The sequence below is a fragment of the Emticicia sp. MM genome (assembly GCF_001649495.1).
On the sequence record NZ_LXHX01000042.1, the window covers coordinates 1 to 21,818 of the forward strand.

At 34.9% G+C, this 21,818-nt stretch carries 20 protein-coding genes; all 20 read left to right on the top strand.

Going from position 1 to position 21,818, the window contains the following annotated elements; all coding sequences use genetic code 11:
- The first annotated feature begins 158 nt into the window (after nucleotides 1–158).
- The 20 genes from A6M55_RS05915 (at nucleotide 159) to ade (ending at nucleotide 21,747) form a co-directional block, all read left to right on the top strand.
- Entirely contained in the window at nucleotides 159–761 is a 603-nt protein-coding gene (locus A6M55_RS05915; RefSeq protein WP_015030421.1) for a biopolymer transporter ExbD, read from the top strand.
- Between the two features lie 31 nt (nucleotides 762–792).
- Nucleotides 793–1,347: a biopolymer transporter ExbD gene (locus A6M55_RS05920; RefSeq protein ID WP_015030422.1), complete on the top strand. Its 555-nt coding sequence runs from the start codon at nucleotides 793–795 to the stop codon at nucleotides 1,345–1,347.
- A gap of 52 nt (nucleotides 1,348–1,399) precedes the next feature.
- Nucleotides 1,400–2,221, top strand: a complete 822-nt coding sequence (locus A6M55_RS05925; protein WP_015030423.1) for an energy transducer TonB — start codon at nucleotides 1,400–1,402, stop codon at nucleotides 2,219–2,221.
- The gene (locus A6M55_RS05930; RefSeq protein WP_015030424.1) at nucleotides 2,221–2,442 is read left to right on the top strand and encodes a hypothetical protein; all 222 of its coding nucleotides are present in this window, start codon (nucleotides 2,221–2,223) and stop codon (nucleotides 2,440–2,442) included. Before A6M55_RS05925 ends, A6M55_RS05930 begins: the two co-directional genes overlap by 1 nt.
- 175 nt (nucleotides 2,443–2,617) lie before the next feature.
- Nucleotides 2,618–3,520 (top strand): PstS family phosphate ABC transporter substrate-binding protein, encoded by a 903-nt coding sequence (locus A6M55_RS05935; protein ID WP_064196889.1) that lies wholly within the window; start codon nucleotides 2,618–2,620, stop codon nucleotides 3,518–3,520.
- Nucleotides 3,521–3,727: 207 nt separating this feature from the next.
- Nucleotides 3,728–5,452 carry a tetratricopeptide repeat protein gene (locus A6M55_RS05940; protein WP_015030426.1) on the top strand — a complete coding sequence of 575 codons (1,725 nt, stop codon included), beginning with the start codon at nucleotides 3,728–3,730 and terminating at the stop codon, nucleotides 5,450–5,452.
- Nucleotides 5,453–5,635: 183 nt separating this feature from the next.
- Nucleotides 5,636–6,211, top strand: a complete 576-nt coding sequence (locus A6M55_RS05945; protein ID WP_015030427.1) for an adenylate kinase — start codon at nucleotides 5,636–5,638, stop codon at nucleotides 6,209–6,211.
- An 84-nt stretch (nucleotides 6,212–6,295) separates the two neighbouring features.
- Nucleotides 6,296–7,285 carry a GTPase ObgE gene (gene obgE, locus A6M55_RS05950; protein WP_015030428.1) on the top strand — a complete coding sequence of 330 codons (990 nt, stop codon included), beginning with the start codon at nucleotides 6,296–6,298 and terminating at the stop codon, nucleotides 7,283–7,285.
- A 573-nt stretch (nucleotides 7,286–7,858) separates the two neighbouring features.
- A complete protein-coding gene (locus A6M55_RS05955; protein WP_064196890.1) occupies nucleotides 7,859–10,807 on the top strand; it encodes a sialate O-acetylesterase in 2,949 nt (982 codons plus the stop codon).
- Between the two features lie 142 nt (nucleotides 10,808–10,949).
- A complete protein-coding gene (locus tag A6M55_RS05960; protein WP_015030430.1) occupies nucleotides 10,950–11,324 on the top strand; it encodes an NADH-quinone oxidoreductase subunit A in 375 nt (124 codons plus the stop codon).
- Between the two features lie 91 nt (nucleotides 11,325–11,415).
- Nucleotides 11,416–11,961 carry an NADH-quinone oxidoreductase subunit B gene (locus A6M55_RS05965; protein WP_064196891.1) on the top strand — a complete coding sequence of 182 codons (546 nt, stop codon included), beginning with the start codon at nucleotides 11,416–11,418 and terminating at the stop codon, nucleotides 11,959–11,961.
- A 44-nt stretch (nucleotides 11,962–12,005) separates the two neighbouring features.
- On the top strand, nucleotides 12,006–12,503 hold the full coding sequence (locus A6M55_RS05970; RefSeq protein ID WP_015030432.1) for an NADH-quinone oxidoreductase subunit C: 498 nt from the start codon (nucleotides 12,006–12,008) through the stop codon (nucleotides 12,501–12,503).
- Between the two features lie 53 nt (nucleotides 12,504–12,556).
- Nucleotides 12,557–13,792: an NADH-quinone oxidoreductase subunit D gene (locus A6M55_RS05975; RefSeq protein ID WP_041693629.1), complete on the top strand. Its 1,236-nt coding sequence runs from the start codon at nucleotides 12,557–12,559 to the stop codon at nucleotides 13,790–13,792.
- A 14-nt stretch (nucleotides 13,793–13,806) separates the two neighbouring features.
- Complete coding sequence (gene nuoE / locus A6M55_RS05980) at nucleotides 13,807–14,301, top strand: NADH-quinone oxidoreductase subunit NuoE (RefSeq protein ID WP_015030434.1); 495 nt, start codon at nucleotides 13,807–13,809, stop codon at nucleotides 14,299–14,301.
- Between the two features lie 9 nt (nucleotides 14,302–14,310).
- Nucleotides 14,311–15,648 (top strand): NADH-quinone oxidoreductase subunit NuoF, encoded by a 1,338-nt coding sequence (gene nuoF / locus A6M55_RS05985; protein ID WP_064196892.1) that lies wholly within the window; start codon nucleotides 14,311–14,313, stop codon nucleotides 15,646–15,648.
- A 48-nt stretch (nucleotides 15,649–15,696) separates the two neighbouring features.
- Nucleotides 15,697–16,788 (top strand): 2Fe-2S iron-sulfur cluster-binding protein, encoded by a 1,092-nt coding sequence (locus A6M55_RS05990; protein WP_015030436.1) that lies wholly within the window; start codon nucleotides 15,697–15,699, stop codon nucleotides 16,786–16,788.
- 121 nt (nucleotides 16,789–16,909) lie between these two features.
- A complete protein-coding gene (nuoH, locus tag A6M55_RS05995) occupies nucleotides 16,910–18,052 on the top strand; it encodes an NADH-quinone oxidoreductase subunit NuoH (protein WP_041694198.1) in 1,143 nt (380 codons plus the stop codon).
- Between the two features lie 78 nt (nucleotides 18,053–18,130).
- Nucleotides 18,131–18,676: an NADH-quinone oxidoreductase subunit I gene (locus tag A6M55_RS06000; protein ID WP_015030438.1), complete on the top strand. Its 546-nt coding sequence runs from the start codon at nucleotides 18,131–18,133 to the stop codon at nucleotides 18,674–18,676.
- 44 nt (nucleotides 18,677–18,720) lie between these two features.
- Entirely contained in the window at nucleotides 18,721–19,257 is a 537-nt protein-coding gene (locus A6M55_RS06005) for an NADH-quinone oxidoreductase subunit J (RefSeq protein WP_064196893.1), read from the top strand.
- An 846-nt stretch (nucleotides 19,258–20,103) separates the two neighbouring features.
- Entirely contained in the window at nucleotides 20,104–21,747 is a 1,644-nt protein-coding gene (gene ade / locus A6M55_RS06010; protein WP_064196894.1) for an adenine deaminase, read from the top strand.
- Nucleotides 21,748–21,818 lie beyond the last annotated feature (71 nt).

Genomic DNA, 21,818 nt, shown 5'->3' on the forward strand with positions numbered 1-21,818 from the left:
CAAAATTGACGAAATCGGTTTGAGCATCCAACAAAATTTTGCAGCTCATAACTAATTAGATAAAACATTTAGGATTATATCTAAAAATAATTTAAGTATTTAGACAATAATCTAATTTGTTTTCGTTATATTTGTAAAAACTAAATCATTAAGGAGTTATGCCAGCAGTAAAACCCAAACGAAAGAGTCCTGTCATGGATATGACAGCGATGTGTGATGTGGCATTCTTGTTATTGTCGTTCTTTATCATGACAACTCAGTTCAAAGGTCAAGAATCAGTAACAATTGACACACCTTCGTCAATCTCGCAAACAAAAATTCCTGAAACAGGTGTAGCCACCATAAGTATTGACCCGAAAGGAAAATATTACTTTGGTATTGCAGATGCAAAACAACGTGGTGAACTGCTTCAAAGAATGGCTCAAAAGTATAATGTTTCTGTTAGTTCAACAGATTTGAAAAGCTTTGAGAAATTATCAGATTTTGGAATCAGTATCTTAGGTTTAAAACAATATTTGAATATGCCTCCAGAGGATCAATTAAATGTTGTAATGCCAGGTATTCCAAATGATAGTACAAAGAGTGAATTAGGTGATTGGGTTCAAACTTACTTATTAGAAGTAAACCCTTCAGCTAAATTGGCGGTGAGAGGCGATGCAGCCACAAACTATCCGGCAGTAAAAAAAGTACTTAACGAACTTGGTAAAAGAGATATCAACAAGTTTCAGTTAATTACGGGTGTTGAAAATGCACCAAATTAATTAGTAGAAACCATCTAAACATTGTAAAACAATGGCAGAAATAGACACCTCCAGTGGTGGTGGCAAAGGTGATGGTAAGGTACGGGCCAAGAAACAATCCGCAAGAGTTGACATGACTCCCATGGTAGATTTAGGTTTCCTACTGATTACATTCTTTGTGTTCACCACGACGTTCAGTAAGCCGAATATGATGAAATTGAATATGCCAGAAAAGGATAAGGATGAAACCAAAAAACCTGAAACGGCAGAAATCAAAGAATCAAATACGATTACGATTCTAATGGGAAAAGATAATCGTGTTTTCTATCACCAAAAGTCATCTAAAAATTTGACTCCGGAATTATTGATGGAAACTGATTACTCAAAAGATGGTATTCGTACCGCTATTTTGAAAGCAAGAGTAAATGCAATTGACCAAACAAAGTTCACAGTTGTAATTAAGCCTACCGATGATGCTACTTATAAAAATACAGTAGATATTCTTGACGAAATGGCTATTACTAAATCTGATTTGTATGCAATTGTTGACCCTTCGAAAGAAGAACTCGAAATTTACAAACAGAAAATAGCTGTTCCTAAGCAATAATCGTGAAATCTCGTTAAGTATTATTCATATTTAATGGCTAATTTTTAAAATTATGGACCCTAAAAATAATGTCAATGTAACCTTAGATGATATGGTCTTCGAAAACCGTAACAAGTCGTACGGAGCCTATGATTTAAGAAAGACATACAAAAAGACGGTAAACCGCTCGCTTTTGTATGGTTCGGTCGCATTTTTGGCAGCAGTGGGTGCTCCAATGCTTTATGCATCAATTACGCCTAAAGCTAAAAAAGAAGTGGCAGTTGAAATTGACTTAGCAAAGTTGAAAGAAGAAAAAGTGGAAGATAAACCACTTGACCTTCCACCACCGCCGCCACCAGAGCAAAAACCACCTGAAGTTGCGACCATTAAATTCCTTCCTCCTGAGCCAAAGCCAGATGAGGAAGTTAAAAACGAAGAGCCACCACCGCCAGCTGAACAAATAGAGAAGGCGGTAATCTCAAACGAAACTAAAGAAGGTGTTGAGTCTGATGAAGTTGCAGCCGCACCACCTCCAGTAGAAGCACCGAAAGCAGTAGAAATTGAACAACCAAAAGAAGATGAAATCTTTACTACGGTTGAACAACAACCTGAGTTTCCAGGTGGTATCAAGGAAATGTATGGCTTTATTGCTAAAAACCTTAAATACCCTTCTGCCGCTCAAAGAGCAAACGTTTCTGGTAAAGTATTTGCCAAGTTCGTTGTAGAGAAAGATGGTAGCTTAGGTGATGTTCAGATTTTGAAAGGAATTGGTTTTGGATGTGACGAAGAAGCACAACGTGTATTGAAGTCTATGCCAAAGTGGAATCCTGGAAAGCAAAACGGACGTAACGTAAGGGTATTCTTTACTATGCCAATCTCTTTCGTTCTTGAATAATGTTACAAAACAGAAAACCACAAGGATTGAGCCAAGTTACGGTGTATATACGAGCTTTAACAGCACTAGGATATATCATAATGGGTATTTACGTTATTAAACGACAATGGCTTCTAGTTCCGCTTTCCGTAAATGTATCTTATGCTATGGGCATTTTGGTAGTATTATACGGTTGTTTCAGAGGATGGACTGCTTATCATGCGTTTAAAAACCAAAACTAAGCTCTTTCTTTTTAATATAAATAGGTCATTTCGGAAACGAAGTGACCTATTTTGTTTTTTTTGAATTTATTTGGAGAAAGAATTGTTTATATATTTAGAAAATAATCTAAATAGAATTGACTTAGTAAAATTAATTCATAATTTTACGTCCAAATCTTAATCTTAGCAGATGAACATGAAAAGGATTTTTGTATTTATTGTTGTGTCATTGCTTTTGTGGCAATGTAATTCACAAGAAAAACAGGATTTACCTAATGAGGGTGAAATTACTATTGCTGCGGATGAATCTGTTAAGCCAATAGTAGATGCTGAAGTAATGGCTTACAATGCTCATTATCCAAAAGCAAAAATTAACGTGGTTTATGTACCTGAACAACGAGCAATGTCGTTGATGATGAACGATTCAGTAAATATTGCCATCGTGACGCGTGAAGCAACTGCAAATGAGCAGGAAGTATATACTTCAAATAAAATTCCTTATTTGCCAGCCAAAATGGCTCTTGATGGAGTAGCAATTATTTCAAATTTGAATAGCTCAATTAAAAACTTATCTGCTTCAGATTTGAAAGAAATGTTTGAAGGCAATAAGAATAAGGATATTAAATTAGTATTTGATAATAGTAGCTCAAGTAATTTAAATTACATGATGCAAAGGCTTGGCATCAAGGATGTTAAAAATGCCAATATTTTTGCTGCAGATGGGAATCAGGATGTGATTGAATACATTAAGAAAAATACAAATGCAATTGGTTTTATTGGTGCAAACTGGATAAGTGATATTGATGATTCGAAAAGCCAATTTTTCATGAATACAATACACGTGATAGGAATTTCAGCGGGCAAAGAAAATGATAAATTCTACACGCCTACAACTGCAAATCTAAAGGCACGTAAATACCCTTTTGAAAGAAAAATAATTCTACATACCAAGAAAGGCTACGGCTTAACAAGTGCATTCATTAGATTTTGTTGTGCACAAATCGGGCAATTAGTTGTTGAAAAATCAGGTTTATTACCTTATTATATATATAATCGTGAGATTATTATTGATAGGAAACCTATGGGTAAATTACCTTAATTCATATAAGTTATTTTTGATTTGTTTTAACAAATGAATAACAAATATTTTTATAACTATCGAAACAAAAATCTGTCTAATTGTGAAAAAGCAAAATAATAAAATTGAGGTTTTTAAATATTTTTTTTAACTAATACACATTTTTATTAACTTTGCTTAGTATTTATATAAATCAAAAAATCTGTAAACCTAACTTTTAGAGTGTAAATGAACAAGATTTTGAAATCTTTGGCAGTAGCAGCAGTAGCTGTGCTGGCGTCGTTCCAAACAATGGCACAAACTGTGCAGGACGGACTGAAAAACTTGGATGCTGAGCGATATAATGCTGCTGAAACTATTTTCAAGCAATTGGTATCATCGGCTCCAACGGCAGAAAACTATTATTATCTCGGCTATTATTATCTTAATCTTCAAGATGGAGCCAATGATTTGGAAAAAGCTAAAGATGCATTTACAAAAGGTGCAGCACTTGATGCGAAGCGTCCAGATCCTTTGAATCGTGTTGGCTTGGCAACTGTAAAGTTATTATCGGGCGATAGAGCTGGTGCAAAGGCTGATTTTGATTTGATTAAAAAAGATACAAAAAATAAGAACGCAGATGTAATGTTTAGAATTGGTGAGGCGTATGCTTTATCAGACAAAGTAAATGACCCTGCCGAAGCAGTAACAAATATTCAAGCAGGCTTAGATTTGCAAAAAGTTAAGAATAATCCTGACTATTATATTGCAATGGCAAAAGCTTATCTCATCAAAAATGATGGTGGTGCTGCTATGACTGCATTAGAAAATGCTGCAAATATGGGTCAGAAATTAGCAAAGATTAAAACATTAATGGGTCGTGTTTGGTATCAAGGAAAACAATATCAAAAAGCTCAAGGTTTCTTTAATGAGGCAATAGCTGCAGACCCTGAATACGCACCTGCTTACTATTACTTAAGTAATTTATTTACTACATTTGGTAACTTTGGACAAGCGGCAAAAAATGCAAAACTTGCTTTAGAAAAAAGTGAAGCTACGCCAGCTGAAAAGTTACGTTACATTAAGTTAGCGACTGCAAGTAAAGATTATGAAGGTGCTTTATCAATTTTGAATCAAATCTTTGATACAGAAAAAGACCCAATCAAATTCCGCTTGAAAGGTTATATTCAAGTTGAAAAAGGAGAATGTGCAGATGGTGTAAAAAATATTGGCGAATTCTTGAATCAAGCAGCGAAAGAACGTCATTTAGCTTCTGACTGGGGTATGTTAGGTCGTGGGTATGCATGTATTAAAGATGATGCAAACAAGAAGTTGAATGATTCATTAGCAGTTTTCAATATGGAAACTGCAATTGAAAAAGGTGACTCGACTTATGATTATAGAGGTGCAATTGTGAATATATACAAAGCACAAAGAAATTGGTCAAGAGTTGCTGAAAGCTATGAAAAACAAATTGCAGTATCTAAAAAGGGTGGTACAGCTACAGATTATTACAATTTAGCTGATGCTTACATGCGTGGAAGAAATTTCTCAAAAGCTGATACTATATATTCAAAAGCAATTGAGTTATATAAAGACACATGGTTATTCCCATATATGCAAAAAGCTCGTGCAAAACAATATGCATTAGGTACAACAGTTGATAGTACATTCTCTGCTGCTCCATATTATGAAAAATATGTGAATTTATCGACTGATGTTAATAAAGCAGACCCTAAAAATGCTAAATATTTCTCAGAGGCTTATGGATATTTGGGTTACAAGGCATTGTTAGTTGAAAAAAATCCAGCTAAAGCTACTGAATTTATGAATTTGGCTCTGAAGTTTGACCCAACAAATACTAAAGCACAGCAAGTGTTGCAAAGTATTAATGCTGGCACAACTCCTGCTGCAGGTACAACACCATCACCAAATAATAATTCACCTAGCGGGGGAGCTCAACCAAAAAATTAAACAAAGATTTTAAAATTGGTTAAAACAATAAAGTCTGGTATAATTTACCAGACTTTATTGTTTTAAATGATAATTTATTTCTATTTAAACTTATATTTTCTAAAATAATGATTTATTTTTGCCCAATCATAGTTTTTTAAAATTCACTAAAGCTAACCTCTTAATAGTTTAAGAACCACAATTATGTTTAATTTAGTTATTTTCGGGCCTCCGGGTGCAGGTAAGGGTACACAATCAGCTAAGATTATTGATAAATACCGATTAGCTCACATTTCAACTGGTGATATGTTCAGAATGCATATTAGCCAAAATACAGCTTTGGGGCAAAAAGTAAAACAAATTTTAGCAGATGGCTTACTTGTTCCAGATTCAATAACAATTGAAATGTTGGAAGAGGAAGTACAAAATAACCCAGATGCAACAGGTTTTATTTTTGATGGTTTTCCAAGAACTGTCCCTCAGGCTGAGGCATTGGATAAATTTTTGGAAGGAAAATCAGAAAAAATCGACCTCGTTTTGCAATTAGATGTGACTGAGGAAGAAATTAAAAATAGAATTGCTGAAAGAAAAAAAGTTAGTGGTCGTGCAGATGATGATGAAGATAAACTTATAAAAAGAATTGATGAGTATTTCTCAAAAACTATTCATGTATTGCCTTACTACCAAAATCAAGGTAAGGTAGTAAAGGTAAATGGAATTGGAGAAATTGAGTCAATTTTTAATGCTATTTGTTCAGCAATTGACGAAGCAAAAAAATAATTCATTTTAATGAATGATGTGGACATTGTGTACTTTTTAAATTAGTTTACACAAGGTATGTACATTGATATATTGTATTAAGATATGACGAGTAACTTTATTGATTACGTAAAAATAAATTGTGTTTCTGGAAATGGAGGAGCTGGTTCAAGGCATTTCAGAAGGGAAAAGCACGTTCCTAATGGAGGCCCTGACGGCGGTGATGGTGGAAGAGGTGGACACATTATCTTGCGTGGTAATGCTCAATATTGGACACTCTTGCACTTAAAATTTCAAAAACACATCAAAGCCCAGCACGGTGTAGCAGGTGAGGGGGGACGTCGTTCGGGCAGACAAGGAGAAGATAAAATAATTGAAGTTCCACTTGGTACAATCGCTAAAGACTCTGAAACAGGAGAGATAATAGGAGAAGTAACGAGTGATGGACAAGAAATAATCTTATTACCCGGTGGAAGAGGTGGTTTGGGTAACTGGCATTTTAGAAATTCGGTTAATCAAGCCCCCGAATACCATCAATCTGGTGATGCAGGACAAGAAGCTTGGATAATTTTAGAGCTAAAAGTTCTAGCAGATGTTGGCCTTGTAGGATTTCCAAATGCAGGTAAATCGACTTTACTTTCAGTAGTTTCTGCAGCCAAACCAGAGATAGCCGACTATGCTTTTACAACTCTTACTCCTAATCTTGGTGTAGTAGCTTATCGTAATTTCAAGTCATTTGTAATGGCTGATATTCCGGGAATTATTGAAGGTGCTTCTGAAGGTAAAGGATTAGGTCTACGCTTCCTAAGACACATTGAACGAAACTCAATTTTGCTTTTTGTTGTTTCAGCCGCTGCTGAAAATCCAATGAAAGAGTACAAAACTCTTCTCAAAGAATTAAAAAAATACAATCCAGAGCTATTAGATAAAAAGAGATTATTAGGTATTTCAAAAATTGATTTGATTGACGAAAAACAATTAAAGAAAATTAAAAGTAAAGTACCTGAAGATTTACCATTTGTTTGCTTCTCAGCAGTTTCTAATCAAGGAATTGATGAGTTAAAGGACTTAATTTGGATGAATTTAGAGAAATAAAAGATTAAATCTAAAATTAAGGATTTAATATAAAAACTTAGAAAGTTAAACGGTTTTGTTTCTCTAGGTTATAAAAACGTTTTCATATAATTTAAAATTGTCATTCTAGTTCATATTGAGCTTCTTGGGAAATTTGTATAGTAAAAGCTTAAATCTTGAAGAGCATAGATATGTTATTCTACCCTAATCTATTAAAATTGTTGTCACTTATCAAAAAAATGGTAGCCGTAATTCAACAATTTACTTATTCTCAACCTATTATTATTTAGTTAGTATAATAGGAAAAGTAATCTAGTAGTTATTTATTTTAAGTGGTTTTATTCAATAGATGCCAAATGAACATTTGTTCTGTGATAAGGCTTCTTAAGGTGTTGAGTATAATTAGTTGCAATTTCTTATAATTAAGCGATTGTTGCCAACGATTTCAAACTTTTTCCATTTTATATTGATAGTATAGTATTTTAACACTTGAATAATTTTTTTAATCAAGAATCGTATATATAATATTGATTAAAGGAAATACCCATTTTAATTTTGCATGAGGTATTTAAAACCGAACCCATACATAAAAAAATGAATTATTTGAAGATTGGGTTAGTCATGTTAATGAATTTGATTCTTTTAGATTCTTTTTCGCAAATACAGATAACCTTTCCAGTTACAAGAATTGTTTTTCAAAGAAACAATCAGAACCAAGCAAGTATAAACATTGCTGGTAGTTATTTCCAACAACTAGATAAAATTGAAGTGAGAGCCGTACCTGTAACAAGTGGTCAAGGTACCGAAACTTCTTGGAATGTTGCACAAAATTTTAATAATAACGGAATTTTTAATACCACAATAACATTAAGTGGTGGTTGGTATAACATTGAGGCTAGAGGTATTTTAAATGGTAATATTGTAGCTTCTACTAAGTTAGAAAAAGTTGGTATCGGAGAAGTATTTATCGTAGCAGGTCAATCAAATGCCCAAGGAGACCCTGCCTATTCGGGTGCTCAAATTGGAGCTGCTGACGATAGAGTCTCAACGATAAACTATTATGACCCCATTCTGAATGAGGATAACCTTCCGTTTCAGTTCTCACAACTAGGCAATAATACCAAAATGGCACCATATAATTATGTGCCATGGTTTTGGGCAAGGCTTGGTGATAAATTAGTCCAAAAGCTAAATGTGCCTGTGCTTTTCTATGGAGCTGCCTTAGGTGGTTTAAGTTGTGAAGTTTGGCGACGTTCCGCTGAAGGTGAAGATTTGAGAAATGAGCTGCCATTATTTGTGAAAGTTGCAGGCATGCCTTACAGAGGTTTAAAGGCTGCTTTGCAACAGTACGTTACACGCACAGGAGTAAGAGGAGTTTTGTGGCAACAGGGAGAAAGTGATGATAAGTCGAATGCTGAGTATTATTACAATAATCTAAAAACGATTATTGAAAAAAGTAGGTCAGATGCAAGAAAGAATGATTTAGCATGGGTAGTTGCACGTTCATCAAGAAATCCTTTTGTTTGGCCTGCGGTAATCGAAGGCCAAAACCTAACAATCCAAAGAATTTCAAATGTCTTCACTGGTCCAAGTACTGATGAAATTGTTGGTACGAATTTTAGAGCAGATGGTATACATTTTTTTAATGATGGCTTAGCCGTTGCTGCTGACTATTGGAATAGTTTTTTGGATAGGAATTTCTTTGCTAATTCACAACCACTGATGGCTCGCAGTTTACCAGTTGTAAATATTGCTTGTAATTCAGACGCAACAATTAATAAATTTACAATCAGTACTGGTGGTTACCCATTTTATAAATGGAGTAATGGGATTACTACAAATGTTATTTCAGCCACAAGTGGAACCTATTCATTTAAAGCCATTGATGATGCTGGAAATACAGTTTTTTCACAGCCATTTACACTTTCACCCAATAATGATGTAACACAACCCTCCATTACAGCTAATGGAAATACTACTTTTTGTGATGGACAAGGAGTGGTATTGACTTCAAATTTAGCTACTGGAAATGTTTGGAGTAATGGTGAAAGAGGGCAGTCAATCATTGCTCGTAAGGCCGAAAATTATACGGTGGTAAATTATTCTCTAAATGGCTGCAAATCTAAAGTGTCAAATTCGATTAGTATTAGTACAATTCCTTCACCAATAAATGTTATTAATACTACAAAATCTATCCCTATTTGCCCAGACGAAACCCTTGAACTTTATACCAATAATAACGATGGAGTTTCGTATTTGTGGAATACTAACGAAACGTCTAAGCGTATAACTGTTAGTAAAGAGGGTACATATAATTTAAAAATAAAGGGACAAAATGGATGTGAATCACAATCTTTTATTGATGTGGTTTATAGACCAAGACCTACAACAAATATTTTGGCTGATGGGGAAACAAGTTTCTGTTTAGGTAAAAGTGTTAATATATTTTCTGAAAATACTTTTGCTACCTATTTGTGGAATACTGGAGCTACAACCAAATCCATCAATGTAAGAACTGACGGTGTTTATACTTTAAGAGTGAAAGATATTTTTGGTTGTACTTCTGATGTCATTTCAAAAAAAATAACCGTAAATTCATTACCACAAATAAAAATTGTTGTGGAAGGATTAGATAGTTTTTGTGAAGGAAATGTGGTTAAACTTTCACCAATCGTTCAATCAGCAATTGGCTATAAATGGAGCACAGGGGAATCAACAAGAGAAATATATACTTCAAAAGAAGGCTTATATACACTTGCTATAAAAGATGAAAATGGATGCGAATCATCTCCAGATTCACTGAATTTAAAATATATACCTTCTCCCACTGCAACCATCACAACCTCTAATCAATCTAATACGATTTGTAATGGAATGATATTAGTTTTGAGTAGTAGCGATGCCGCTGCTTATTATTGGAGTAATGGCTCAAATAGTAAAGATATAAAAGTAGATAGGGCGGGCGTTTATACATTGACTATCAGAGACGAAAAAAACTGTTTTTCGAAACCGAACTCAATCACAGTAGATGTCAAGGAGAACCCACCATCCCCAACTCTTAATGTAGATGGGGCATTTCAGTTATCAGCAATATTGCCAACTACATCAATGTCTAACATTCTTTTTAATTGGAAAAAAGATAATGAAGAGCTTTCAGCGATAACCCCAATTTTAAAAGCGAATACCTCAGGAAATTACTCGGTAAGAACGATTGTTAAATATCCATTGCCCGATAATAAAAATCTAACATGTTTTTCAACTTATTCAAATAACATTAATGTTTTCGTACCATATCTTGATAAAGGCTTGAGAGTATATCCAAATCCAAATCCAAATGGGATAATTACTTTGGAAACTATTGATGATAATCCAAATGCAATAATTAGCGTATTTAATATAATTGGAGAGAAAGTTTATACAAGTTATTTGTCGGATTTGAAAGAAAAACGAACCCTTGATTTAAGACAATTGGAGAAAGGAGAATACATTCTTCGACTACACAGTGGGAATTATGAAGCATCTTCTCGAATAATTATCAAATAAAAAAGGGGTGAAAATATTTTCACCCCTTTTTTATTTTGTTTCTAAGTATAACAATAGTAATTTTGGAACATAAAAGGCAACAGTAAGTGAAAAGATTAAAATAGATTATTAAACAATTTTGACTACTGTTAATTATTTAGATATGAAAGAATTTTTGCCATCAGATTTTCTCCCAATTATAGTACAGCTTTTAGCTGCTATAGGATTCATCGTAGTAACAATGTTTGTTACTCATGCTATAGGTCCAAAACGAAGTAGCTCACAAAAAGATGCTCCATTTGAATGTGGAATTGACTCGGTAGGTGATGCTCGTGCTCCTATATCAATCAAATATTTCTTAACGGCCATTTTATTCGTACTTTTTGATGTTGAGGTTATTTTTATGTACCCTTGGGCGGTTAACTTCAAGAAATTAGGTTGGTTTGGCTTTGGAGAAATGGTTGTGTTCCTAGCATTGTTAATGGCTGGTTTCTACTATATCATACGTAAAGGCGTATTGAACTGGGAAAGAGACTAATAATTTGTTTGATCCCAAACAAATTAATATAACACTTAGTTGAATAATAGAAATTGTGTTCCTACAATTATACTATTGATAATCAGATAATATGAGTAATCAAATAAAAACTATAGAAGCTCCTGAAGGATTTGAAGGGTCAGGCTTTTTTGCAACTTCATTCGAAAAAGTAATTGGTATTGCACGTAGTAAATCTTTATGGCCATTACCATTTGCCACTTCTTGTTGTGGTATTGAGTTTATGGCTACGATGGGAGCTCACTACGATATTTCACGATTTGGTTCTGAACGTCCAAGTTTCTCTCCTCGTCAAGCAGATTTGCTAATGGTTATGGGAACAATAGCTAAGAAAATGGCTCCAATTGTAAAGCAAGTATATTTACAAATGGCCGAACCACGTTGGGTGATTGCTGTTGGTGCTTGTGCTTCAAGTGGTGGTGTGTTCGACACTTACTCTGTTTTACAAGGTATTGACCGCGTTATTCCAGTTGATGTGTATGTGCCTGGTTGCCCGCCTCGTCCTGAACAAATTTTGGATGGTTTGATGCAAATCCAAGAATTGGCTATTAATGAGTCACTTCGCAGAAGAAATACTGATGAATATCAGTCTTTATTGCAATCATACAATATTCAATAAAGTACAGATTTCGTTTTGAAGAAAGCTTAAATTTTAGAATTAGAATGACAAATCAACAAATAGCTGAAGATATAGTAGCCAAATACGGCGAGAACGTGCATTCTTTTGAGGAACCTTGGGGATTGCTTACGTTCACCACTAATCGTCAGAATATCATATCGCTTCTTGAATATCTAAAACAACACGAAACGTTCCGTTTTACTTTCTTAACCGATTTAACGGGTATTCATCTTCCTGATAATCAAGGAGCTGAGTTTGGAGTGATTTATCACCTGCATAGTTTAGAAAATAACGTTAGAATTCGTATAAAGGTATTCTTATCGCAAGAAGACATTCACATTCCAACTGCTACCACTATATGGCCTTCAGCAAACTGGATGGAAAGAGAAACTTACGATTTCTTTGGAATCATTTTCGATGGTCACCCTAAATTAATCAGAATCTTGAACATTGAAGAGATGGATTATTTTCCAATGCGTAAAGAATATCCACTCGAAGATGCTACTCGTCAAGATAAGATTGATGCCTTGTTTGGAAGATAAAACTAAATAGAATAAGTTTCATTATAAGTCCTTAAATGAAGGATAGCGGTTTTATGGAAGACTTACTAATACCAAAAAATACATCAGATGCATTGGCACTTAATCGTCCAATCGTTGAAGATAACGAACTTACTACCTTAAACCTTGGTCCAACTCACCCAGCCACTCACGGTATTTTCCAAAATATCTTGAAAATGGACGGTGAGAAAATTGTTTCTGGTGAGCAAACAATCGGTTATATTCACCGTGCTTTTGAAAAAATTGCCGAAAGACGCCCTTTCTATCAAATTACGACACTCACAGACCGTATGAACTACTGTTCATCTCCCATCAACAATATGGGTTGGCACATGACAGTAGAAAAATTACTTGGGGTTACTGTTCCTAAAAGAGCTCAGTACATCCGTGTTATCATGATGGAGCTTGCTCGTATTGCTGACCATATTATTTGTAACTCAATCTTAGGCGTAGATACTGGTGCTTATTCAGGTTTCTTGTATGTTTTTCAAGAGCGTGAAAAAATCTATGAAATTTACGAAGAAGTCTGTGGAGCACGTTTAACTACCAACATGGGTAGAATTGGTGGCATGGAAAGAGACCTTTCACCAACTGCAATTGCTAAAATTAAAGACTTAGTTAATAATAGTTTACCGAAGGTTTTAGCCGAATTTGAAAAACTTTTCAATAGAAATAGAATATTTATTGATAGAGTTGTGAATGTAGGTCCAATTACTGGTGAACGAGCATTGGAATACGGTTTTACTGGACCAAATCTTCGTGCAGCAGGTATTGACTATGATGTTCGTGTAATGGAGCCATACTCTTCGTATGAAGATTTTGAATTTGATATTCCAGTAGGACACAATGGAGATACATACGACCGTTTCATGGTTCGTAACCAAGAAATGTGGGAAAGTATGAAAATCATCCGTCAAGCACTTGATAATCTTCCAGAAGGGCCATATTACGCGAATGCAAACCATTATTACCTTCCTCCAAAGCATGATGTTTACAAAAACATGGAAGCCTTGATTTATCATTTCAAGATTGTAATGGGAGAAATCGATGCACCAGCTGGTGAAGTTTATCACGCTGTTGAAGGGGGTAATGGAGAACTTGGATTTTATTTGGTGAGTGATGGTGGACGTGCTCCTTACCGTTTACACTTCCGTCGTCCGAGCTTTATTTATTATCAAGCATACCCAGAGATGTGCAAAGGTGTATCAATTTCTGATGCCATCGCAATTATGAGTAGCTTAAACGTAATTGCTGGTGAGTTAGATGCTTAATAAATGATTATACAATGACTGAGAATAAAAATATAGTTTTTACACCCGAAAGATTGGCGAAAGTCCAAGAAATTATTGCTCGTTATCCAGAAGGACGTCAGAAGTCAGCTCTATTACCAATCATGCACTTAGCTCAAGAGCAATTTGCATGGATGAGTACTGAAGTAATGGATTATGTAGCAAGTTTATTAAACATCAAGCCTGTTGAGGTTTATGAAGTGGCAACATTTTATACAATGTTTCACTTAGAGCCGGTAGGTAAGCACGTAATTGAGTATTGCCGTACAGGCCCATGTGTATTGATGGGTGGTGAAGAAGTTTTCGACCATTTACAAAAGAAATTAGGCATTAAGAAAGGAGAAACTACTTCTGATGGTCTATTTACTTTGAAAGAAGTTGAATGTTTGGCTGCTTGTGGTTGGGGACCTTGTTTCCAAATTCGTGAAAAATATTATATGCACTTGAACAACCAGAAAGTTGACGAAATTATTGAAGAACTTTCTAAGTAATAAAGAGATATGTCACTAAAAATATTAACCGAACATTGTAATACACCAGGAATCGATACTTTCGAAGTTTACCGTAAAAAAGGCGGTTACACTGCTGTGGAAAAAGCTTTGAAGAAAATGACTCCTGATGAGGTTGTTGAAGAAGTTAAAAAGTCAGGCGTTCGTGGTCGCGGAGGTGCAGGTTTCCCCATGGGAATGAAGTGGTCATTTTTAGCAAAACCTGAAGGTGTTCCACGTTATTTGGTATGTAATGCCGATGAGTCTGAACCAGGTACTTTCAAAGACCATTATTTGATGAAAACTATCCCTCATTTATTAGTTGAGGGGATGATTATATCAAGCTATGCTCTAGGTGCAAATAAATCTTTCATTTATGTGAGAGGTGAATTGATGTACGTTGTGCGTATTCTTGAAAAAGCCATTGAAGAGGCTAAAGCTGCTGGTTTCTTAGGTAAAAATATCCTTGGAAGCGGCTACGATTTAGAATTAGTAGTTCAACCAGGCGGTGGTGCTTACATTTGCGGAGAAGAAACAGCCCTTTTAGAATCATTGGAAGGTAAACGTGGTAATCCACGTAACAAGCCACCTTTCCCTGCGGTAAAAGGTCTTTATCAATCGCCAACGGTAGTAAATAATGTTGAATCAATTTCAACTGTTTCTTGGATTATCAACAATGGTGGTGAGGCTTATGCTGCAGTAGGTGTTGGTAAAAGTACAGGTACAAAATTGATTTCAGCTTCAGGACATATCAATAAACCTGGGGTATACGAAATTGAGTTAGGTTTATCTTGTGATGAATTCTTGAACTCTGATGAGTATTGTGGAGGCGTTCGCACAGGACATCGCCTAAAGGCAGTTGTTGCTGGAGGTTCTTCAGTTCCAATTGTACCGGGTACATTATTCTTAAAAAATGCCAACGGCGAAGATAGATTGATGTCTTATGAGTCGCTATCAGACGGAGGATTTGCAACAGGAACGATGTTAGGTTCGGGAGGTTTTATCGTTTTTGATGAAACGGCTTGTATCGTACGTAATACTTGGAATTTCTCACGTTTTTACGAGCATGAATCTTGCGGACAATGTTCTCCTTGCCGTGAAGGAACTGGTTGGATGCAAAAGGTATTAAATCGAATTGAGCATGGTAAAGGTTCAATGAGTGACATAGATTTATTGGTTGATGTTTCTAAGAAAATTGAAGGAAATACAATTTGTCCACTAGGCGATGCGGCTTCTTGGCCAGTAGCAAGTGCAATTCGTCATTTCCGTGATGAATTTGAATGGCACATCAAGCATCCAAATGAAGCTATCAAACCTGGTGCTGTTTACCAAGGTGCTGTGTTAGTTTAATATAGCTTAAATAAAAAAAAAATTGAAGTTTATTTATCAGAAAGACTGATGGAAGATATAAAACCAACAATGTTCAAAGTTACAGTTGACGGCATTGAAATTGAAGTTGCTCCGGGCACAACAATCATGCAGGCAGCTCGTAAAATCGGTCCAGAGGTAGCTCCTCCAGCAATGTGCTACTACGAACCTTTGAAAGGTTCGGGCGGTAAATGTCGTGCTTGTTTAGTAAAAGTGTCTGCTGGTTCTGCCAAAGACCCACGCCCAATGCCTAAATTAGTTGCTTCTTGTATTACACAAGTGCAAGATGGTATGGTGGTTGAAAACTTTACTAATCCACAAGTTGTAGAAGCACGTAAAGGTGTGGTTGAGTTTTTGTTATTAAATCATCCACTTGATTGTCCAATTTGTGACCAAGCAGGTGAGTGCCATTTACAAGATTTTGCTTTTGAAAATGGTGTAAGTACAACTCGCTACCAAGAAGAACGTCGTACGTTTGAGAAAGAAGATATTGGTCCTTACATCCAATTACACATGACTCGTTGTGTATTGTGTTATAGATGCGTTTATACAGCAGACCAAATTACCGACGGCCGTGTGCATGGTGTAATGGGTAGAGGAGACCACGCCGAAATTTCAACTTATATTGGTAAAGCCATTGATAATGACTTCTCAGGAAACGTTATTGATGTGTGCCCAGTAGGAGCGTTAACGGATAAAACATACCGTTTTAAGAATCGTGTCTGGTTCTCAAAACCTGTTGATGCACATTGTAATTGCGAAAAATGCAGTGGAAATGTTCAATTATGGTATAGAGGAGACGAGGTAATTCGTGTAACTGCTCGTAAAAATGAATGGGGTGAAGTAAAAGAATTCATTTGTAATACTTGTCGCTTCGAAAGAAAGAAAACTAGCGATTGGACAATCGAAGGGCCTTCAAAGGTAAACAGAGCCTCAGTTATTTCAGCTAATAAATATGCTGGAAACTTAGTGAAGAAACCAGAGTTTGCCTTGAAATTAGCAGAATCTCAATTCAAAAATATTGATGATACGCGTCCATACGTAAATGAAATGGCCGAAATCAAACAATCAGATGATTACAAAGCTTTAATGAAGAAGAATGAAGGTTTCTTCAAAAAGTAATTCTTTTGAAATAGATTATTAAAATAAATTCGAAGTATCGACTCTTAGAGTTCATATTTCATCAATTGTACTTCGTAAATTTTTTATTATGAGTTCTTTTGTACAATGGCTTACCGAAAGCATGTTTCTTTGGAAAGCTCTTATTATTATCGTAATTTTTGCTATCACTTTAGGTATTGCAGCTTATTCAACTTGGGCTGAGCGTAAGGTTGCAGCTTATATTCAAGACCGCCGTGGGCCTAACCGTGCTGGTTGGGGTGGTTTATTACAACCCTTAGCTGATGCGGGAAAAATGTTCTTCAAAGAAGATTTCATACCTGCAGAAGCAGACCGTTGGTTATTTATCTTAGGTCCATGTTTATCAATGTTCACCGCCTTGATGTCTAGTGCAGTAGTTCCTTTTGGGGATTCATTTATGATTGGAAGTAAAGAGGTTTTTGTACAAGGTATTGAAATTAATATTGGTATTCTTTACATCTTTGGTGTTGTTTCATTGGGTGTTTATGGCTTAATGATTGGCGGTTGGGCATCGAATAATAAATTCTCTTTGTTAGGTGCTATTCGTGCGGCTTCACAAAACATTAGTTATGAACTTGCAATGGGTATGTCGATTATTGCAATTTTGATGATGTCGGGTACATTATCAGTACGTGAAATCGTTGAACAACAACATGGTGGAAATTGGAACGTGTTTTATCAACCACTCGGATTTCTGATATTCATTGTTTGTGCATTTGCTGAATGTAACCGTACGCCATTTGACTTACCAGAATGTGAAAACGAATTAGTTGGTGGATATCATACAGAATATAGCTCTATGAAATTAGGTTTTTACCTTTTCGCTGAGTATATAAATATGTTCTCTTCTTCTGCTGTAACAGCTTGTTTATTTTTTGGTGGGTATAATTATCCAGGTATGGATTTTGTTGAAACACAGTTAGTTAGTGCTTTAGGCTTAAATTTAGGACATAATATTGCCACATTGGTTGGTATTGGTTCGATGTTTACCAAAATTTTATTTGGAATTTTCTTCTTTATGTGGGTTCGTTGGACAGTACCAAGATTCCGTTATGACCAACTAATGAATCTAGGTTGGAAAGGCTTAATTCCTTTAGCAGTTGGGAACCTTGTTGTAACAGCAGCGGCAATTTTATCTGGGTACAAATTAATTGGTATTTGGGTAGGTCTAGCAATTTTGGTTACTATCATCTCAATTGCTTGGTCATTTCGCCCTAAAAAGAAAAATGCAGTTTTAGGGGCATAAATTAAGAGAGTGTTTCTCAAATTTATAAAATGAATGTTGTTAAGCCCTTAATAATTAATGGGCTAAATTATAAAGATTATGCAGTTAACTAATAGAGCAAAAAAAACTGATAAATCCGAGATGAGTTTGTTTGAGAGAAGCTATTTACCTTCACTCGCAACAGGCTTAGGTATTACTATTAAGCACTTCTTTCAAAAGAAAGCTACAATTGAATACCCTGAACAAAAACGATATTTAGGGCCAGTTTTTCGTGGACATCACATCTTGAAAAGAGATGAAGAAGGCCGTGAACGTTGTACAGCATGTGGACTTTGTGCAGTTGCATGTCCTGCTGAAGCAATTTCAATGGTTGCACAAGAACGTGTGAAAGGCGAAGAGCATCTATATCGCGAAGAAAAATATGCCGCAGTATATGAAATTAATATGTTGCGTTGTATTTTCTGTGGTTTATGTGAAGAGGCTTGTCCGAAACAGGCTGTTTATTTACGCCATGATAAATTCGTTCCAGTTTTCACAGACCGTTCTGATGTAATTTACGGTAAAGACCAGTTGGTAGAAGATATGAATCAACGCTATCATAGAGATGCATGGACAAAAGAAGATGCCATGAAACTTTGGAAGTAAAAAATCATTCATTTAGGCTTCTTGCCACAGATTAGATACAAATTATGCAAAATATTCTTAGCTTACCGCCAATTTGGTATACTTTCGCAATTCTTTCAGTGCTTACACTTTTCGGGGCATTGGGTACAATTATGTCGAAAAACCCTGTTCATAGTGTAATTTATTTGATTGTTACCTTTTTTTCAATTTCTGCACACTATATTCTATTAAACGCACAGTTTTTAGCTGCGGTAAACATCATTGTCTATGCAGGTGCAATCATGGTTCTTTTCTTATTTGTAATCATGTTCTTGAATCTGAGACAGGAATCAGATGAGCTAAAAAACAACAAGATTATTACTGCAGCAATTGCAACTGCAGTTCTGTTGGGAGGTGTTTTGATTTTATTCTTGAGAAGAGCGGGAAAAGAAGGAGCTGAAAAGTTTGGTTTTAATTCGCAAACAGGCATGGTTGAAGTGCTAGGTAAATCTTTATACGGAGAGTATTTACTTCCTTTTGAGTTAGTATCAGTTTTATTTTTAGTAGCGATGGCGGGTGCGGTGATGCTTGCTAAGCGTGAGCCGGGAGAAAGACATTTTTAGATTAACAATTGTTGCAATTGAGATTGATGTCAACACTTGGTATATTTCTTCTAAGAAACCTGCCAGTGTACCAATTATTGTTCGATGTACATGATTATCTATAAAGAAATAATTGGAGCAATTTCAATATCTGCTACTTCATCAAAAGTTTGTATTATGTAAGTAGGTATACCAATAGCATAAGGATAAAACTAAATATTAAATCTTTACGCATCTATGCACTGAACTAGTCTTTCATTTTGATTTATCATTGGGTTCAATTTTAATTTCTAAAAAAATAAACTTTAGCTATATCTAGTGCAAAAAAACATTTTGTTATTTATATTTTTTAAAGAACGCCATTATCAAAATTTATGCCAAAAAAAGTAAGATAAAAAATGTAAGCTGTAACTGTTTGATTTGCTGTAAGTATTGTAGTAAACTTTAAATTAGTTTAATATGTGATGTTTGGCATGATTTTGGATAATTTGGTTTTGTTCGCAAAATACATTTCCATGAAAAAAAAAGCGTATTAAATTAACGTTTTTATCAATAAAGTATTCAAAAAGGTTCACTCAATAGACTTAAAGTCATCTGATATTATTGGATGACTTTTTACTTTTTATAATGTTTCTGCAAAGTTTTTTTTATCAAAAAAATTATTTAATGGTTTAAATATTTGTCAAAAAAATCCTACTTTGGATAACTAGATTACAAAAATTTAGACGATTATTTTAATAGATTTCTTACATTAAATTGATAATTCTTTATTATTCATTTTAATAAATATTTTCATTGTGATTATTTGATACGTTTTTGTAAAAAAACGTTTAATTTACATGGAAAAATGAAACCCCAAGTTATTCGATGATAAACTTAAGTGCCAATATTGTCAATGTATTCGATGGAACTATTTCTTACGGAACAATAACGATAGAAAATGCTAGAATCCATCAAATTAATCTTAATGGTGCAGAAAGGGTTGGAGAGAGGTATATATTGCCAGGTCTTGTAGATTCTCATGTACATATAGAAAGTTCAATGCTTACCCCTGCACAATTTGCCCGTTTGGCAGTTGTTCATGGAACTGTAGGGACTGTATCTGACCCGCACGAAATCGCCAATGTATTAGGTGTTAGAGGTGTTGAGTTTATGATTGAGGACGGTAAACGTGTACCGTTTAAATTTTGTTTTGGGGCACCTTCTTGTGTTCCAGCAACTACCTTCGAAACGGCAGGGGCTGAAATATCACTCAAAGATATCGCTTACCTTTTTTCATTCAAAGAGGTTGGGTATTTAGCTGAAATGATGAATTTTCCGGGTGTTTTGAATGATGACCCCCTTGTATTGGAAAAAATTGCACTTGCACATGCTTATAATAAGCCAGTAGATGGTCATGCTCCGGGTTTAAGAGGTGCAGCTGCAAAAAAATACATCAGTGCTGGTATTGAGACAGACCATGAATGTTTTACGAAGGCTGAGGCATTAGAGAAGTTAAAGTTGGGTATGAAAATCTTAATTAGAGAGGGAAGTGCAGCCAAAAACTTCGAAGAATTAATCCCCTTAGCTGAAGATTATTATGCTGATATGATGTTTTGCTCAGATGATAAGCACCCAGATAATTTGGTTGAAGGGCATATTAATCAACTGATTAAAAGAGCAATAAAAAAAGGTATTGATAAATTCAAGGTTCTCAGAATGGCCACGATTAATCCAATTTTACATTATAGAATGGGAATTGGGTTACTGAGAGAAGGTGATTGGGCAGATTTTATTGTGGTTGATAGTCTTGAAGAATTTAATATTGAAGAAACTTATATCAATGGCGAAAAAGTAGCAGAAAAAGGGGTAACATTTATAGAAAACTTGCAGAGCAAAGAAATTAATAACTTTAATTGTGAACCAATTACAGCTAGTCAATTAAAGATAGAGTTACCAGAGAGAGTTAACCAAATGAGGGTCATTGAAGTCATTGATGGCCAGCTTATTACCAATGAATTATTGGTTAAACCCAAAGTTGAAAATGGATTCGTTGTTTCGGATTTAGATAATGATGTTTTAAAAATAGTTGTTTTGAATCGCTATAAAACTTCTGCTCCATCAATTGCTTTTATTAAAAATTATGGATTAAAAGAAGGGGCTATTGCCTCATCAGTTGGACATGACTCACACAACATTATTGCTGTGGGTGTAGATGATGTATCAATCGCTGAAGCTATAAATTTAATTATTCGTGAAAAGGGAGGTGTTTCGGCTGTTAGTAATACTAAAAAGGGGGTTTTAGGTTTACCTGTCGCTGGATTAATGAGCAGTGCAGATGGTTATATGGTTGCAGAAAGTTATACTACAATAGATAAATTTGTGAAAGAGCAGTTAAAAAGTTCGTTAAATTCACCCTTTATGAGTTTGTCGTTTATGGCACTTTTGGTAATTCCAAGCTTAAAGCTTAGCGATTTAGGATTGTTTGATGGTGAAAAATTTGAATTTGTAGATTTATTTTTAAATGAATAAAAAAGGGGTATGTTTAAATACCCCTTTTTTAAATTTAATTAAACTTGATGGATTTAAACTTTATGATTTTA